Here is a 15,629-nt window from a genome sequence, read left to right on the forward strand (position 1 = left end):
ATTCTCAATGCAAAAGCACGCGATGCGCGCAAAGAGTTCGCTAATGCAACTTGACATCAGAGATAGTCGCTCATCCGACCGAGCGGAGCCTGTCCTCGGGCTTGCCGAAGGCAAGACCCGTGGGCTCGGCCACCTTCTCCCCACAAGGTCCCCACAAGGGGAGAAGGCAAGATAAGGCGGAGCCGGCTTCGACACTAGTCCCAACACAAGTTGAAAACTGGCCCTTTCTCACCCTTTGACCGGTATCCAGATTTCCAGCCCGCCATTGCCGCTGCGCGGATCGAATTCGGGGCCGTAGCGTTCGAATTCGGGCGCATCGGCGACCTCGTGCCCGGAGGCCGGCAGCCATTTGTTCCAGATCGTGTTGACCGCACGGCGGATGGTCGAGATGTGGTCACGATGGGCGAACACGGCGTATTTCTGCGCCGGGATGCGCACGCGCGAAAACTCCCTCGGCAGGTCAGAAAAATCGGACACCTCGACGCCGGCGATATAGTCGAAATTGCCTGCATCGTCGCCGTTGACGCAGACGCCATAGGCGACGTCGCCGACCTCGCCCGGAATATTGCCGATATAGGGGCCGAACCGCTGCCATTGCATCGGGATGCCGGCGCTGGTTTCGCAGCTGTAGCGTTCGCCGAGACCGGCGATGAGAAACGGCCGGCTGGTCTCAAAACGCGGCGGCTCGAGATTGGCGAGGAAGGATTGGTCCATCAGAATCGGCTCCACGAGATCGAGGTTGTCGAGCGAGCCCTGCGCGCGCACCAGTTCCGGCGTGGTGCCGAACTGGTCGCGGAAGGCGCGGGTGAAGGCCTCATGCGAGGCGTAGCCGGCGTCGAGCGCGACCGAGAGGATGTCGGGTGCGCCGGCGGCGAGCCTGCGCGCCGCCTCGGTTAGCCGGCGAGAACGCACGTAGCCCATCACCGAACGGCCGGTCGCCGCACCGAAAGCCCGCGTCACGTGAAAGCGCGACACGCCGCTGCTCTTGGCGACATCGTCGAGCGAGACGGATTCCGGCAAATGGCTTTCGACGAACCACAGCGCTTTCTCGGTCGGGTTCATGTCTCTCCGCGTCTCGCGATTGGCGCAGCCATGGTGCCGCTTCCTTGCAGGACCAGTTTGATCGAAATTGCGCCCGGCGCAAAATTGAAACGATGATGATCGTCAGCGCTGCCGGCGTTGAATTGAAGTTGTAGTTTGGGCGTGTTGCCAAAGCGTGTCGCCTTGTCGATCGGGTTACCAATCGACGTGCTAAGTCCGCTTTCGGACCCGAAGCCGCGGCGGAAATCGCTCAGATCGTCGGCCTGATGTTCTGATTCAAACGGAAGAAATTGGTAGGATCATACTTGTTTTTTAAAGCAACCAATCTCGGGTAGTTCTCGCCATAAGCTGCCAGAACCCGGTCCGTGCCCTCTTCGCCGAGATTGTTGGCATAGACGCCGCCGGTCGAGAACGGTCTCATTGCATCCCATAGGTCACGCGCGCATCGGATGTGCATTTTGTCATCAGCCGGATTATCCCAGATCGATATCGGGAAGCAATCGTAAAGCGCATCTCTGTTGGCATAGGGAGTTTCGCCTATTGGCACACGCGAGATTGCGCCGCCAACCTGCTGCAGGACAAGAAGCGACTCGCTGGGTGCGGTCGCGTAAGCTGAGAGCATTGTGTCGATTGCCTGGTCTGAAATTTCGCGCATGAACTGCGCCTTCCAGTAGTAGCGCCGCCCGCGCGGAAAGATGCTGTCTCCGGCCGACTGGATTTGAAGATACGGGACGGGAGCAATCCGGTCCTCAACCGGCGTGCCGTATTCTCTCAACGATTGGACGATTTGCTCGCCCTTGCCGAGCGGGCCGATGTAACACGCCGAGATGCTGAAGAAACGTTCACCTGAGGGCGCAGTCACAAGCGCCGCGTCCAGGCTCAGCTCATCGGGAGCCTTGCTCGAAAACGTGCGGTAGAACCGCATTGCTTCGCGCGCATGTTCGTAGCGGTGCAGAACTGACCCCGCGATGAGAAGGGGACCCACGGGATGAAGCCTGTATTCGAAGGCTGTAACGATTCCGAAATTGCCGCCGCCGCCCCGAATGCCCCAGAAAAGATCCGCGTTTTCAGCCGCGTTTGCCTTGAGCAGCCGGCCGTCCGCCGTCACGATTTCGACTGCTATGAGATTGTCGCAGCTCAGTCCATGTTTGCGGCCAAGCTTGCCGAACCCACCACCGAGTGTCAGTCCGGCAATACCGGTATCGGCGTTGACGCCCATCGTCGTCGCGAGACCATGAGCCTGCGTGGCGGTGTCGAACTCTCCCAGGTTCAAGCCAGCCTCGGCGCGCGCAACCCGGCGGACCGGGTCGACCTCGATCCGCTTCATGCGCGACACATCAATGACCACGCCGCCATCGCAAACCGAACTGCCGGCGACGTTGTGACCACCGCCGCGAACGGCGACCAGAAGGTTTTGCGATTTGGCAAAGCTGACAGCTGTGACGACATCGCGGGATTCGGCGCAATAGATCACCGCTGCTGGTCGCTTGTCGACCATTCCGTTCCAGACTCTGCGTGCCTGGGCATAGCCAGGATCGTCCGGGAGGACCAAATCCCCGCGAATTGCCTGCCTGAGCCGCGCGATATCCGAAGCCTGCAGGGCTGGCCCTGTCCTGGGATCGTCCACCAGCGTGAGCGTGCTCATCAAGGGATTCCCTTCGTGATCCAGACAGGCTGGATGCGATAATCTCATGAGCCCCCATTCGCCGCAAAGTCGAATATCTCAGTCGCTAGATGAGTTGGATTCATCTAAACTGCGTGAATGAGAAAACTTCCGCCGCTCGGATCCCTCCGCGCCTTCGAGGCTGCTGCCAGGCGCATGAGTTTCAGGGAGGCCGCGATCGAACTCGGTGTGACGCCCACGGCCATCAGCCACCAGATTCGATTGCTCGAGGGCATCTGCGGACAACCCTTGTTTCGGCGGCGCCCGCGACCGCTTGTGCTTACGGAGGCGGGCGAGCGGCTGTTCCCGGTCATTCGCAACGGCTTCGACGTCTTTGCCACCGCAATTGCGTCAGCTTCGACCGGCATCGGCCAACGCCCGCTACGGGTGACGAGCCCGAATGCATTTGCCAGCCGGTGGCTGGTTCCGCGTCTGCCAAAATGGCGGGAAGAGCACGCGCGGATTCCTCTTGAGATCATCGGAACCGACTCGGTGCTGGACTTGCGCGCCGGCAATGCCGATGTCGCGATCCGCTACGCGCGCAGGATGCCTCCGGACCTTGCCGTCCAAGAAATTTTTCGGGACCGGTTCTTTCCGGTATGCAGCCCGGAATTGCTCGCCAAGGGCACCCGACAGATCGAGCGGGCCGCCGATGTGCTGCAATATCCGCTCATTCATTTTGATTGGATGAACCGTGATCGCGAAGCGCCTACCTGGTCGCGATGGCTGGCGGCGGCGCGCTCTGTCGATCCCGGCATTCCGGATACCAACAAGGCCTGGGACCTAAGCTTTCGCGAAGAATTGCATGCGATCGACGCGGTCGTGGCAGGCCAGGGCATCGCTATCTGCAGCGACGTGGTCGTCAGCCGCGAACTCAAAAGTGGAGTGCTGGTCAAGGCACACGATCTCTCGCTACCGGGCTACGGCTTCTATCTCGTCTACGTACCCGATCACCCCTTGCAGCCGCATATCGAGGCCTTTTCCGCCTGGATGGGATCATTGGTGTAGAACTGGCTCAAGCACGATCATCAGGTTCGATGGTGGATCCGGTGTCGGTGCAAGGCAGAACCCGATGAAAACGCGGGTTCCCTTCACTGCCATTCAGCAAATCGCTAACCATGATGCGCATCGCATGACTGCCATGCACACTTGCCGGCTTCTGGCATAATGCCGCGTCTTGAATGATGAGCACGCTTATAATATATGTTGCTCATGGTTTCCGACGGCATCGACAGATTGGGCTTTTTGATCCACGACGTGCAGCGCCTGATGCGCAAGCGCTTCGAGGCGCGGGCCAGCGGGCTCGGGCTTTCCTCGGCGCAATGGCGGCTTATGGTCCGCGCCGCCAAGGAAGAAGGCATCACGCAAGCGCGGCTCGCCGAACTTCTCGAGATCGAGCCGATCAGCGTGTCGCGCCTGGTCGACCGCATGGAGGAGAGCGGCTGGATCGAGCGCCGTGCCGACGCCGCCGACCGCCGCGTTCGCATGATCTTCCCGACCGCCAAGGCGAGCGAGGCCTACGCCGAGATCAAGAGCCTTGCTGGCGAAGTCTATGAAGAATCGCTGACCGGCGTGTCGCCGCAGGATCGCCGTGTCCTGATCAAGGCACTGGAGGCGATGGCCAAGAACCTGGCGGACGGCGAGACGGCGTCCGGCGAAAAAGCCGAGAGTACAGAAGGCGCAGCAGCATGAACGCGGTAGCCAAGGTAGATGAGAATGCGACCAAGCTGGAGATGGAAGCTCCCGCGCAGCCGGCGGCAACTCCGGTTACGGTCGCTCCGCAGGTAGAACCGGCGCCGGTGGCGCCGAAGAAGAAGCGCCGTGCCGGCCGCTTCCTTTTGATGTTTGCGCTCCCCGTGGCACTGATCGCCGGCGGCAGCTACGTCTGGGTGACCGGCGGCCGCTATCAGGAAACCGAGAACGCCAATCTGCAGCAGGCAAAGGTTTCGATCGCCGCCGATACGGCGGGCCGCATCGTTCAGGTCGACATTTTCGACAATCAGCCCGTCAAGCAGGGCGACGTGCTGTTCGCCATCGATCCCGAGCCCTACCGGATCGCATTGGCCCAGGCCGATGCGGCGGTGGCCGGCGCGCGCCTCAATGTCGAGCAACTGCGCGCGGCCTACAGCCAGGCGGTAGCGCAGGAGAAGTCCGACGCCAGCCAGGTCGACTACGCGCAGTCGCAATATGACCGGGCCGCCGACCTTGCCCGCAAGGGCATCAACGCCAAGTCGTCGCTGGACGAGGCCAGGAACGATCTCGACAAGGCCAAGCAGCAATTGGCCGTGGCCGAGCAGGGCATCCTCAGCGCCAAGGAGGGCCTTGGCGGCAATCCCGATATCGAGACCGACAAGCATCCGACCGTGATGGCGGCGCTCGCCGCGCGCGACAAGGCTGCCTACGATCTGGCGCAGACCACGGTCACGGCGCCCGCCGACGGCATCATCAGCCAGGCTGCCTCGTTCAAGGTCGGCCAGTATGTCGGCTCTGGTACGCCGCTGTTTTCGCTGGTCGAGACCGGCGATACCTGGATCGATGCCAATTTCAAGGAAACCCAGCTCACCCATATGAAGCCCGGCCAGAAGGCCGAAATTGTCGTCGACACCTATCCGGGCAAGACGTTCGAAGCCACGGTCGAGGCGATCGGCGCCGGCACCGGGGCCGAGTTCTCGCTGTTGCCAGCCCAGAACGCCACCGGCAACTGGGTCAAGGTCACCCAGCGCATTCCGGTGCGCCTGCAGCTGGCCGATGCCGACGCCAAGATGGTGCTGCGCACCGGCATGAGCGCGACGGTTACGGTGGACACCGGCGTTTCCCGCGGCTTTCCGAGCATCTTCGGCCACGCCACGGCGGGTGAGGCGCAATAGACCACCTCGTTCCATAAGTTCCACATCATGAGCACGCCAGAACCCTTTCGCGAAGTGCCGCATCGCGGCCTGATCACCGTGGCACTGATGCTGGCGACGATCATGCAGGCGCTCGACACCACGATCGCCAACGTCGCGCTGCCGACCATGACCGGCGACCTCGGCGCCTCCCCCGACAACATCAACTGGGTGTTGACCTCCTACATCGTTGCCGCGGCGATCATGACGCCGGTGACCGGCTGGCTGGCCGACCGCTTTGGCCGCAAGGAGCTGTTCCTGACGGCGGTGGTCGGTTTCACCATCTTCTCCATGCTGTGCGGTCTGGCATGGAGCCTTGAAACCATGGTGCTGTTCCGTCTCATGCAAGGTGTATTCGGCGCGGCGATCGTGCCGCTGTCGCAGACCTTCCTGCTCGACATCAATCCGAGGGAACGCCACGGCCAGGCGATGGCTATCTGGGGCGCCGGCATCATGCTGGGACCGATCCTTGGCCCGACTCTGGGTGGCTGGTTGACCGAGAATTTCAACTGGCGCTGGGTGTTCTTCATCAACCTGCCGGTCGGCATCATCGCCTTTCTCGGCATGGCCGCCTACTTGCCGGCCGTTGCAAGGCGGATACGCAGCTTCGATTTCTTCGGCTTCGCCATGCTCTCGCTTGGTGTCGGCGCGCTTCAGCTGATGCTTGATCGCGGCGGCGAGGTCGACTGGTTTTCCTCGGTCGAGATATGGATCGAACTCGGTCTTTCCATCACCGGCTTCTGGGTGTTCATCATTCACACCTTGACGGCGGAGCAGCCCTTCATCGACCCGAAGATATTCCTCGACCGCAATTTTGTGACCGGACTGGCATTCATCTTTGTCATGGGCGTGCTCATTCTGGCGAGCATGGCGCTGCTGCCGCCAATGCTGTCGACCATCTTCGGCTATCCGACCCTCACCATCGGCATCGTCTTGGGGCCACGCGGCGTCGGCACGATGATTGCCATGCTCGTCGTCGGCCGCATCATGCACAAGGTCGATGCCCGAATCCTCGTCGTCATCGGCTTCCTGCTGACCGCGCAATCGCTCCACACCATGTCTAGCTTTTCACCGCAGATGGACAACTGGCTCATCCTCAGCTCCGGCGTCATCCAGGGTCTTGGAATGGGAATGGTGTTCGTGCCGCTGTCGACCGTGGCCTTCGCGACGCTGGACGCACGCTTCCGCACCGATGCCACGGCGTTGTTCAGCCTGGTGCGCAATCTTGGCTCGTCGATCGGCGTATCGGTGGTGACGGTTCTGCTGGTACGCAACACGCAGGTCAACCATGCCGAGCTCTCGGCCTACATCAATCCGTTCAACCCCAACCTCTGGGCGGCGTCGCCGGCAGCGGCGGGCGGCGATCCGACGGCGCTTTCGCAAGTGGACGGCATGGTCAATATCCAAGCGATGATGATCTCTTACGTCAATGACTTCAAGCTGCTGATGATGATGACGCTGATTGCCATCCCGTTCGTTTTTCTGCTGCGCAAGCCAAAGGCCGGTCCGACCGCCGGCGGGGCGCCTGCCGCGCATATGGATTGATGAGTAGGGATCGGTCGACGTGCCGGTCACGCCTTCTATTTGCCGAGAACAAGGCTCCAGTAGCGCAGCGAGCTGTCGCGGCCGTCCCGAACATAGGCCAGGCCAAAGCGGGTGAAGCGCGGGTCGAGCATGTTGCGGCGGTGGCCGGCCGAATGCATCCAGATATCGAACAGCTTCTGCTGATCGAAACGGCCCTCGGCGATGTTTTCGGCGGCAGCACCGGCAATACCGTTGCCCTTGACGCGCAAGGCGAATCCCTTGCCCCAGCCGGTGGAGTGGGTCATGCGGCCGCCGCGCGCCATATAGCCGGACTGCTGCAGGGCTGCCTGTTCGAGCTGAGGGTCGGGGACAAGCGATTCGAGACCGGCTGAGGCGCGGATGCCCGCCAGTGTGCCGACGGCGGAGGCGGAGACCCCGGCGCCTTCGCCGGTGGGCAGCACAGTGGCGCAACCGGCAAGCCCGGCCAGCGCGGCAAGGCCGGCAGCTCTAAGCAGCATTCGCCTGTTAAAGTTTGATCGGGCATCGGAATTTTCGATTTTGGCAACGGTCATGCCCGCCTGAGATAGCGGTGATGATGGCTTTTGCCGGGCAGGTGCTCAAGAATCTCCCTCGCTGCGCCCGTCCGCGAGCCCCGCTGATTGCACGCTACGGCGCGATATTCTCCAAGATAGTCACCCAACCACCGCCGATGGCCGCATTGCTCTCGACAAGAGCATTCCTGCCGGCTATCTGGCAGACACTTGGCTGATCCCGGTATCGATCCAGGCACGCGTCTGTTCCAGGACCTCGTCCGAAAGCGCGGGATCGTCGATAGCCCGGGCGAGTATCACTGCCCCCACCATCGCTGCCCAGCATCCGATCGCTGCGCGGCGTCTGTCTGCCGGATCCAACTCCGGGAGCGCCTTGCCGATACGGTCGATCTGCGATCGAAGGCCTTCGGTCATGGCCGAGCGTGCAGCCGGGGTCTGATGGCGAATGGCCGCGGCAAGGCCTGCCGTCGGGCAACCACCGGCGGCGTTGTCGCGATGACGGGGCGAAAGATAAGCGTCTGCATAAGCGCGAAGATCGCCCCCTGCGCTTGAGTCCGCGGCGAGGACATGGGCAAGGGTCTGCGCGATCAGGTCGTCCTTCGAGCTGAAATGGCCATAGAAGCCGCCATGGGTGAGCCCGGCTGCTTTCATCACCTCCGCCACGCTAACCGCGTCGAAGCCCTTGTCGCGAAACAGCCGGCTGGCAACATCCAAAATTCGGCGACGGTTCTCCGCCATCTGTTCTCGACTGACCTTCATTTCAAAATTCTCCGCCGGCCCCCGTTGACATTTACATGATGGGTATCATATTTAGCCGCAATCATGATGATCGTCATGAATATAGAGTCCATCAGAGAAAAGAGCAATGCCATGACCACCATTCCGTCAGTCCTCATAACCGGCGCCTCCACCGGCATCGGAGCCGCCTATGCCGAGCGCTTCGCGCGCCGCGGGCACGACCTCGTGCTGGTTGCCCGTGACATGGCACGAATGGAGGCGCTGGCGGCCCGTCTGCGTCAGGAAAATGGCGTGGCGATCGACATCATCCAGGCTGATCTTACGCAGCCTGCCGAGCTTGCAACGGTAGAGACGAGGCTGCGCGATGACGCCCGCATCGGGATCCTCGTCAACAATGCCGGAACGGCCATCGGCGGAAGCTTTATCGAGCAGAGCACCGATGACGTCGCGCGGCTGGTTGCGCTCAACACGACCGCGCTTCTGCGGCTAGCCAGCGCCATGGCCCCGCGTCTTGCGACGGCCGGCGAAGGAGCGATCGTCAACATCGGCTCCGTGGTCGGCCTGGCGCCGGAGTTCGGCATGACGGTCTACGGCGCAACCAAAGCCTTCGTGCTGTTTTTGTCGCAGGGGCTCAGCCTCGAGCTCGCGCCGAAGGGTGTCTACGTCCAGGCCGTGCTTCCCGCCACGACGCGAACGGAGATCTGGGAACACGTCGGCGCCGACGTCAACACGCTTTCCAACGTGATGGAGGTGGACGATCTGGTTGATGCGGCGCTGGTCGGCTTCGACCGCCGCGAACCGGTGACTATCCCGCCGCTTCCCGATGCCGGGCAGTGGGACGCGCTTCAGGCCGCGCGCCAAGCCATGCTTCCGAACTATCGGAACGAACTTCCCGCCGAGCGGTACCGCACGGTCGCCTGAGCACCAACGAAGCCATTTCGATAAACGACCCCGCCGCGGCGGGGACAAACAAAGGTGACCTATGACGAGCAAAACGCTGTTTGAGCCCTATACTCTCGGCTCGCTGACCCTCTCCAATCGTATCGTTATGGCGCCCCTGACGCGCAATCGCGCTGGCCCAGGCTTCGTTCCAGGCGATCTCGCCGTGGAGTACTACGGCCAGCGCGCGTCGGCCGGCCTGTTGATTTCCGAGGCCACGCAGATCTCGCAGCAGGGACAGGGCTATCAGGACACGCCCGGCATCTACTCCCAGGCGCAGATCGACGGCTGGCGCAAGGTCACCCACGCCGTGCACACCAAGGGTGGCCGGATCTTCCTGCAGCTCTGGCATGTCGGCCGCGTCTCACATGTCGACCTGCAGGAGCATGGCGCCGCGCCCGTCGCGCCCTCGGCGATCCGGGCCGCGACCAAGACATTCGTCAGCAACGGCTTTGTCGACGTTTCGGAGCCCCGCGCGCTCGAGCTCGACGAGCTTCCGGGGATCGTCAACGATTTCAGGCAAGCAGCCGCGAACGCCATCGAGGCCGGCTTCGATGGCGTCGAGATTCACGGCGCCAACGGCTATCTGCTGGACCAGTTCGCCAAGGACAGCGCTAATGTCCGCACCGATGCTTATGGCGGATCGGTCGAGAACCGCGCCCGGCTGATGCTGGAGGTTGCGACTGCGGTGGTCGAGGAGATCGGCGCTGAGCGCACCGGCATCCGGATTTCGCCCATTTCGCCCGCCAACGGTGTCTCGAGCGGCGCCCCCCAGGCGCAGTTCGACTATATCGTCGATCAACTCGACGCCTTGGGCATCGTCTACATCCATGTCGTCGAGGGCGCCACGGGCGGACCGCGCGATGTCGCGCCATTCGACTTCGGATCGCTCCGCCGGCGCTTCAACAACACCTATATCGCCAACAACGGCTATGACCTCGAACTCGCGGCGTCGCAGCTCGCCGACGGCAAGGCGGACCTGTTCGCCTTCGGACGCCCATTCATCGCCAATCCCGACCTTGTGGAACGGCTGAAGACGCGCGCGCCGCTGGCGGAGTTCAACCCGGCGACGCTCTATGGCGGCGGCTCCGCCGGCTATACCGACTATCCCGCGATCACCGCCTCAAGCCACCCATGAGCCATCGGAGGGCCGCGCCTGCGAGGCAACCATCCCGCGTCGACAACAGCGCCTCGTCCTCTCGGAGATCATCGCCATCCGTATTCTGAAACAATCGGCCGTTTTGCGCTCACCGTGGTGGCGGCACTCTCCTCAGCAGCGTGGGCGGATAATGCCTCGCCAGTTGGCTTGTGGAGGAACGTCAACGACGTCAGCGGCAAGCCAAGGCCGCTGATCCGCATCACGGAATCGAACGGCACTTTGCAGGGCAAGATCGAAAAAGTCTTCGTTGCCCCGAACGAAAGCCCGACCTGTACGAAGTGCAAAGGAGCCTTGAAGAATGCGCCCGTCATCGGCCTGGTGATCCTATCCGGCCTGAAGAAGGACGGCGCCGAATATACAAGCGGCCGGATCCTCGATCCCGACAGCGGTAAGGTCTACAGCAGCAAGATCCAACTGACAGACGGCGGCAACAAGCGCAACGTGCGCGGCTACATTGGTGTCTCAATGCTCGGTCGCTCGCAGATTTGGGTGCGTCAGGAATAAGCTACCTAGCATCGACAGGAAATCTGTCGATGCAGAGACAACTAGTTCCTCTGCACAGAGGATTTGACGGGTTCGATGGGTTGTAACCTGGGCAGGCTATTGGGTTCAATGAGCAGTTCAATGCTGCGCGCAAGGCCCGGTTGCCTGCGGATCAATCCCGCGCGCTCGAGGGTGAGCACCATCTGATGTACGGAAGGCGCGGTGACGCCGAAGAAGCGCTGCATGTCGCGTTCGGCCGGCGAGCACCCGTTGAGCAGGGCGTAGGTCCAGATGAAGGCGAGATACTGTCCCTGCTTTTTGGTGAAGCGGGGTCGGGCTGGCGGCTGTCCGTCAAGTAATTGATTCATTTTCCGATTCTTCCGGAACCTCCGCAACCGAAGGAGGCTATCCAGATGAATGTACGCTATCGCGTCGATCTCGACCAACCCGAGCGCGACGAACTCACAGCGATGCTGCGCAGTGGCAAGCATCCGGCGCGCAAGCTCAAGCGGGCCCAGATCCTGCTGGCTGCCGACGCCGGCCAGAGGGACGAGACCATTGCCACGACGGTGGTGGTCGGCGGCTCCACGGTCTACCGCACCAAGCGCCGCTTCGTGGAGACAGGCCTGGAGGCCGCGCTCCAGCGAAGAGCCGCGCCCCGGCGCCGACCGCAAGTTGACGGGCAAGGATGAAGCCTTGCTGGTGGCCACCGCCTGCTCCAGCCCGCCGCCGGGCCGGGCCCGTTGGACACTGGAGCTGCTGGCCGACGCGTTCGTCAAGCTGACCGAGCACGAACAGCTGTCGCGCGAGACGGTGCGCCGGCGCCTGGCCGAGAACGACCTCAAGCCCTGGCGCAAAGACATGTGGTGCATCCCCAAGGTCGATGCGGCGTATGTCGCGCGCATGGAAGATGTGCTCGACCTCTATGCCGAGCCGCCCGATCCGAAGCGGCCGGTCGTGTGCTTCGACGAAAGCCCGACCCAGCTCGTCGGCGAGGTGCGCCAGCCGATCCCGGCCGCACCGGGAAGGCTGGAGCGCTACGACTACGAATACAGGCGCAACGGCACTGCCAATCTGTTCGTCTTCCTCGACGCTCACCGACCCTGGCGCAAGGTGAAAGTCACCGAGCGGCGCGCCGCCGTCAATTTTGCCCGCTGTATGCGCGATCTCGCCGATGTCCATTATCCCGAGGCCGCCTGCATCCGCGTGGTCCTGGACAATCTGTCCACCCACTCGCCCGCCGCGCTCTATCAGGCCCTGCCGCCATCAGAGGCGCGGCGCATCCTGCGACGGCTGGAGTTCCACTACACGCCCAAGCATGCCAGCTGGCTCAACATGGTCGAGATCGAGATCGGCGTCCTGCGCAGTCAGTGCCTCGACCGCCGCATCGAAAGTCGCGACAGCCTCGTCGCCGAGGTCGCCGCTTGGGAAAACCAGCGAAATAACAGCGGCGCCCGCATCAACTGGATGTTCTCAACTGAACACGCCCGCCTCAAATTGGCCAAAGCCTATCCAGTGCCAACCGCCAAAGAGTCATAATCACTGTGCAGAGCCACTAGGCCGCCTTGACGAGCCTCGTTTCCGCCGTCGATGAGACCCCGCCGGCCCGATCGTCCTCGGTATCTTGCCACCAGTCGCCCAGGGCGTCGATGAGCGGCACAAGCTTGAGACCCGCTGCCGTGAGATCATAGTCCACGCGTAACGGATAGCCGGCATACGCCGTTCGACGCACGATCCCGGCTTCCTCCAGCTTGCGCAGTTCCAGCGCCAGAATGCGGTGCGACACGGTCGGGTTGTCACGCATCAGGTCGCTGAAGCGCTTGGTCCCGTCCTTGAGGTAGTAGAGCAGCAAGGTCGGCCAGCGACCGCTGAGCACACGCATGGTCTCTTCGATCGGGCAGCGTGAGACGACATCTTTCATGGCGGGTCCCTGGTTACAGAATAGTGCGTAATTTACATGGGACGACCAGCGTTTAGGGTCAAGCTTCGCTGCGCAGCGTGATCCCTAAACATGGAAGAGACAAAGAAATGGAACCTATCCTCCTCTACGGCGTCCCGGCGGGAAGTTCGATAGGGCTAGTCGCTGCTTTTGAGCGCCTCGGACAGCCCTACCGCCTGTGTCGCGTCGACATGCTCACCGAAATGAAGAACGACGCCTATGCCAGCATCAACGGTCGTCAGGAAACGCCGGTATTGATCACCGACGAGGGCAGGGTGCTCACCGAGACCATGGCGATTGCCGCCTGGCTCGAAGCCCGCGACACGCAACGTCGCATCAGCTTCGATCCTCGCTCGCCGGAAGCTGACCGGATGCATCAGCTGATGGCTTTCGTGAACACCGGTTTCACCGGCGCTTTCACCCCGCTCTGGGCTGCATATGAAATGGAATCGGCCGAGCCGGTCCTGCTGGCGACGTTGCGCGACTTCGGCCGCAAGGCCGTTACTGAGCGCCATGACCGGCTTGAGGCGATGATCGTCGACACCGCCTTTCTGGTCGGCGATCGACTGACGCTTGCCGACACCACGTTGATTGGCGTGGCGCGCTGGGCGGAATTTCACCAGGCGGTCGACGGGGCGGCTTACCCCAAACTGGCCGCCTTGCGCCGCCGGATCGAAAGCGATCCGGACGTGCGATATGCGCAGGCCATCGAGGACGGCGAAAAGCCGGCGGGTTCGGGCGCCTGCCTTGGCCATATTCCGCTGGCCGGGGTCCTTGAACGATTTGGCGCCTAGCCTCTTTTCAGCCGCGCGGCACGAACACGCCCTATGCCGCGCGGCGTTCGCTCCAACACCACCCGATTCGCGACAAGCACATCAAATTCGGCTATCATGGCATCGCTCTTGAAGTGGCAGCTACGGGCGGCCATCCTGGCGGTGGCCGCCCCCGGATACGGGAGAATGGTTATGGCCAGCTTTCATGTCATGTCGGACGCGCGTGGGATGCACGTGCAGCCCAGGGTGCGGCGCATCACCACGGCGGATCTGATGGATGTGCTGCGGCTCGGCGTCGAGGATTTCTGGGCAAAGCCATCGCATTACGTGTTCCTATGCCTGATCTATCCGGTGGTCGGATTGATCTTGGCGCAATGGACATCCGGCGCCAACGCCATCCAGCTCATCTATCCCTTGATGTCCGGCTTCGCCCTGCTTGGACCGTTCGCCGCGATTGGTCTCTACGAGATCAGCCGCCGCCGCGAACTCGGCATGGACACGTCCTGGTGGCACGCGCTCGACGTGCGCCACTCGCCGGCGCTGCCGGCGATCGCGGTCATCGGCGCTATGCTGGTGGCACTGTTCCTGCTCTGGCTGTACACCGCGCAATCGATTTACACCGGCCTGTTCGGCAATCAGCCGCCGGCCTCGATCGGCGGCTTTGTGCGCGAGGTGCTGACAACGCCCAAAGGCTGGACGCTGATCCTGTTCGGCAATGCGGCTGGCTTCGTCTTCGCCGCGATCGTGCTGGCGACGACCGTCGTCGCTTTCCCGCTGCTGCTCGACCGCGATGTCGGCGCAGTCTCGGCAATCGAGACCTCGGCACGGGCGGTGATGACAAATCCGCTGCAGATGGCGCTGTGGGGCCTGGTGGTCGCCGTGCTGCTGGTCATCGGCTCGATCCCGCTGTTTGCCGGGCTCGCCGTCGTCATGCCCGTGCTCGGCCATGCGACGTGGCATCTCTATCGCAGGGTGGTCGAACCCGAGCGGGCGCAGCAGGACCGGCGGCCGATGTAGGCTAGAGCAGCGGTGCCGCCGCCTTATCTTTTTGTTTGAGCATCGGATTTTCCCAAAACCGTACCGACTTTTGGGTCCGGTGCTCTGGTTAACGCTGCGCGTCGGTCGCCATCTTTAGGGCCAGTGCGGTCAGCACCGTGCCCATCATCCAGCGCTGGATCACCAGCCATAGCGGCCGGCCGGCGAGGAAGACGGCGATCGAGCCGGCCGTAACCGCGATGACCGCGTTGACGGTGAGGCTGATCGCGATCTGCGTGGTGCCGAGCACCAGAAGCTGCGACAGCACGTGACCCTTGCCGGGGCTGATGAACTGCGGCAGCAGCGACAGATAAAGCACCGCCACCTTCGGGTTGAGCAGATTGGTCATCAGGCCCATGGCGAACAATTTGCGCGGCCTGTCCTTCGGCAGTTCCCGGACCTGGAACGGCGAGCGTCCGCCTGGCCTCACTGCTTGCCAGGCAAGCCACAAAAGGTAGAGCGCGCCGGCAAAGCGCAGCGCATCATAGGCGTAAGGCACGGCAAGCAGCAGCGCGGTGATGCCGAATGCCGCCGACAACACGTAGAAGACAAAGCCGAGCGCCACGCCACCGAGCGAGATCAGGCCGGCCTTCGGTCCCTGTGACAGCGACCGCGAGATCAAATAGATCATGTTCGGGCCAGGCGTCAGCACCATGCCGAGGCAGACCAGCGCGAAGGCGAGATGGTTGGTGGCTTCGGGCACAGGTGCATCTCCGGATGGCGGTGGGGACACTCACCATGTCCGTTCGACCGCCGCAAGGGCAAGGTGGCGATAGCCTTTGCGCCAGCCCGTGCGGGCCCTTGAGGGGGAGATGGCCGGCAGGGCAGAGGGGGTGCTGTCCCATAGGCGCTAACCTTAGGGGTAGACTGGTGGAATCGAGATGTGATTCCTAGGCCAG

At 62.6% G+C, this 15,629-nt stretch carries 17 protein-coding genes; 10 read left to right on the top strand and 7 right to left on the bottom strand.

Features of this window, described 5'->3' with window-relative positions; translation table 11 throughout:
* Positions 1-228 precede the first annotated feature (228 nt).
* Positions 229-1,062, bottom strand: a complete 834-nt coding sequence (locus tag AC0L3L_RS35205) for an AraC family transcriptional regulator (RefSeq protein ID WP_473641911.1) — start codon at positions 1,060-1,062, stop codon at positions 229-231.
* 229 nt (positions 1,063-1,291) lie between these two features.
* Positions 1,292-2,686, bottom strand: a complete 1,395-nt coding sequence (locus AC0L3L_RS35210; protein ID WP_473641913.1) for an FAD-binding oxidoreductase — start codon at positions 2,684-2,686, stop codon at positions 1,292-1,294.
* Between the two features lie 117 nt (positions 2,687-2,803).
* On the opposite strand from AC0L3L_RS35210, the gene AC0L3L_RS35215 reads away from it, so the two are divergent.
* The 4 genes from AC0L3L_RS35215 to AC0L3L_RS35230 all read left to right on the top strand — a co-directional run bounded on the left by AC0L3L_RS35215 (position 2,804) and on the right by AC0L3L_RS35230 (position 7,134).
* Entirely contained in the window at positions 2,804-3,712 is a 909-nt protein-coding gene (locus AC0L3L_RS35215; RefSeq protein ID WP_473641915.1) for a LysR substrate-binding domain-containing protein, read from the top strand.
* A gap of 204 nt (positions 3,713-3,916) precedes the next feature.
* Positions 3,917-4,396 carry a MarR family winged helix-turn-helix transcriptional regulator gene (locus AC0L3L_RS35220; RefSeq protein ID WP_473641937.1) on the top strand — a complete coding sequence of 160 codons (480 nt, stop codon included), beginning with the start codon at positions 3,917-3,919 and terminating at the stop codon, positions 4,394-4,396.
* Positions 4,393-5,571, top strand: a complete 1,179-nt coding sequence (locus AC0L3L_RS35225) for an HlyD family secretion protein (protein WP_473641917.1) — start codon at positions 4,393-4,395, stop codon at positions 5,569-5,571. Before AC0L3L_RS35220 ends, AC0L3L_RS35225 begins: the two co-directional genes overlap by 4 nt.
* Before the next feature lie 27 nt (positions 5,572-5,598).
* Positions 5,599-7,134, top strand: coding sequence for a DHA2 family efflux MFS transporter permease subunit (locus AC0L3L_RS35230; RefSeq protein WP_473551588.1), 1,536 nt, complete (start codon positions 5,599-5,601; stop codon positions 7,132-7,134).
* 35 nt (positions 7,135-7,169) lie between these two features.
* Here AC0L3L_RS35230 and AC0L3L_RS35235 read toward each other — a convergent pair whose 3' ends face one another.
* Both AC0L3L_RS35235 and AC0L3L_RS35240 read right to left on the bottom strand, forming a co-directional pair.
* Complete coding sequence (locus tag AC0L3L_RS35235) at positions 7,170-7,685, bottom strand: CAP domain-containing protein (RefSeq protein WP_473641919.1); 516 nt, start codon at positions 7,683-7,685, stop codon at positions 7,170-7,172.
* Between the two features lie 174 nt (positions 7,686-7,859).
* Complete coding sequence (locus AC0L3L_RS35240) at positions 7,860-8,423, bottom strand: TetR/AcrR family transcriptional regulator (RefSeq protein ID WP_473641920.1); 564 nt, start codon at positions 8,421-8,423, stop codon at positions 7,860-7,862.
* Positions 8,424-8,534: 111 nt separating this feature from the next.
* Between AC0L3L_RS35240 and AC0L3L_RS35245 the strand changes: the two genes are divergently transcribed.
* The 3 genes from AC0L3L_RS35245 (at position 8,535) to AC0L3L_RS35255 (ending at position 11,004) form a co-directional block, all read left to right on the top strand.
* The gene (locus AC0L3L_RS35245; RefSeq protein ID WP_473641922.1) at positions 8,535-9,323 is read left to right on the top strand and encodes an SDR family NAD(P)-dependent oxidoreductase; all 789 of its coding nucleotides are present in this window, start codon (positions 8,535-8,537) and stop codon (positions 9,321-9,323) included.
* 61 nt (positions 9,324-9,384) lie between these two features.
* Positions 9,385-10,479, top strand: a complete 1,095-nt coding sequence (locus AC0L3L_RS35250; protein WP_473641924.1) for an alkene reductase — start codon at positions 9,385-9,387, stop codon at positions 10,477-10,479.
* Between the two features lie 114 nt (positions 10,480-10,593).
* Positions 10,594-11,004, top strand: coding sequence for a DUF2147 domain-containing protein (locus AC0L3L_RS35255; RefSeq protein WP_473641926.1), 411 nt, complete (start codon positions 10,594-10,596; stop codon positions 11,002-11,004).
* Positions 11,005-11,045: 41 nt separating this feature from the next.
* On the opposite strand, the gene AC0L3L_RS35260 is transcribed toward AC0L3L_RS35255, so the two are convergent.
* Positions 11,046-11,351: a LexA family protein gene (locus AC0L3L_RS35260; RefSeq protein ID WP_473641928.1), complete on the bottom strand. Its 306-nt coding sequence runs from the start codon at positions 11,349-11,351 to the stop codon at positions 11,046-11,048.
* A gap of 45 nt (positions 11,352-11,396) precedes the next feature.
* Between AC0L3L_RS35260 and AC0L3L_RS35265 the strand changes: the two genes are divergently transcribed.
* Positions 11,397-12,522, top strand: a protein-coding gene (locus tag AC0L3L_RS35265; protein ID WP_473641930.1) for an IS630 family transposase whose coding sequence is annotated in 2 segments (ribosomal slippage) — positions 11,397-11,624 and positions 11,626-12,522 — 1,125 coding nt in all. Because the reading frame shifts where the segments join, the coding sequence is not laid out codon by codon here.
* 16 nt (positions 12,523-12,538) lie between these two features.
* Here AC0L3L_RS35265 and AC0L3L_RS35270 read toward each other — a convergent pair.
* Positions 12,539-12,904 (bottom strand): winged helix-turn-helix transcriptional regulator, encoded by a 366-nt coding sequence (locus AC0L3L_RS35270; protein WP_473641932.1) that lies wholly within the window; start codon positions 12,902-12,904, stop codon positions 12,539-12,541.
* Between the two features lie 107 nt (positions 12,905-13,011).
* On the opposite strand from AC0L3L_RS35270, the gene AC0L3L_RS35275 reads away from it, so the two are divergent.
* Positions 13,012-13,716 carry a glutathione S-transferase family protein gene (locus AC0L3L_RS35275; protein WP_473641934.1) on the top strand — a complete coding sequence of 235 codons (705 nt, stop codon included), beginning with the start codon at positions 13,012-13,014 and terminating at the stop codon, positions 13,714-13,716.
* A 171-nt stretch (positions 13,717-13,887) separates the two neighbouring features.
* The gene (locus AC0L3L_RS35280; RefSeq protein WP_473641936.1) at positions 13,888-14,712 is read left to right on the top strand and encodes a DUF2189 domain-containing protein; all 825 of its coding nucleotides are present in this window, start codon (positions 13,888-13,890) and stop codon (positions 14,710-14,712) included.
* A gap of 88 nt (positions 14,713-14,800) precedes the next feature.
* Here the strand turns inward: AC0L3L_RS35280 and AC0L3L_RS35285 are convergent, their stop codons facing one another.
* A complete protein-coding gene (locus AC0L3L_RS35285; RefSeq protein WP_473529881.1) occupies positions 14,801-15,433 on the bottom strand; it encodes a LysE family translocator in 633 nt (210 codons plus the stop codon).
* Between the last annotated feature and the right edge of the window lie 196 nt (positions 15,434-15,629).

Source organism: Mesorhizobium sp. WSM4849 (genome assembly GCF_055811385.1).

Coding starts and splice junctions, on each gene's coding strand:
- AC0L3L_RS35210 (WP_473641913.1), bottom strand. CDS start 2,686: ATGAGCACGCTCACGCTGGTGGACGATCCCAGGACAGGGCCAGCCCTG.
- AC0L3L_RS35275 (WP_473641934.1), top strand. CDS start 13,012: ATGGAACCTATCCTCCTCTACGGCGTCCCGGCGGGAAGTTCGATAGGG.
- AC0L3L_RS35260 (WP_473641928.1), bottom strand. CDS start 11,351: ATGAATCAATTACTTGACGGACAGCCGCCAGCCCGACCCCGCTTCACC.
- AC0L3L_RS35250 (WP_473641924.1), top strand. CDS start 9,385: ATGACGAGCAAAACGCTGTTTGAGCCCTATACTCTCGGCTCGCTGACC.
- AC0L3L_RS35240 (WP_473641920.1), bottom strand. CDS start 8,423: ATGAAGGTCAGTCGAGAACAGATGGCGGAGAACCGTCGCCGAATTTTG.
- AC0L3L_RS35215 (WP_473641915.1), top strand. CDS start 2,804: ATGAGAAAACTTCCGCCGCTCGGATCCCTCCGCGCCTTCGAGGCTGCT.
- AC0L3L_RS35220 (WP_473641937.1), top strand. CDS start 3,917: ATGGTTTCCGACGGCATCGACAGATTGGGCTTTTTGATCCACGACGTG.
- AC0L3L_RS35205 (WP_473641911.1), bottom strand. CDS start 1,062: ATGAACCCGACCGAGAAAGCGCTGTGGTTCGTCGAAAGCCATTTGCCG.
- AC0L3L_RS35245 (WP_473641922.1), top strand. CDS start 8,535: ATGACCACCATTCCGTCAGTCCTCATAACCGGCGCCTCCACCGGCATC.
- AC0L3L_RS35270 (WP_473641932.1), bottom strand. CDS start 12,904: ATGAAAGATGTCGTCTCACGCTGCCCGATCGAAGAGACCATGCGTGTG.
- AC0L3L_RS35225 (WP_473641917.1), top strand. CDS start 4,393: ATGAACGCGGTAGCCAAGGTAGATGAGAATGCGACCAAGCTGGAGATG.
- AC0L3L_RS35235 (WP_473641919.1), bottom strand. CDS start 7,685: ATGACCGTTGCCAAAATCGAAAATTCCGATGCCCGATCAAACTTTAAC.
- AC0L3L_RS35230 (WP_473551588.1), top strand. CDS start 5,599: ATGAGCACGCCAGAACCCTTTCGCGAAGTGCCGCATCGCGGCCTGATC.
- AC0L3L_RS35280 (WP_473641936.1), top strand. CDS start 13,888: ATGGCCAGCTTTCATGTCATGTCGGACGCGCGTGGGATGCACGTGCAG.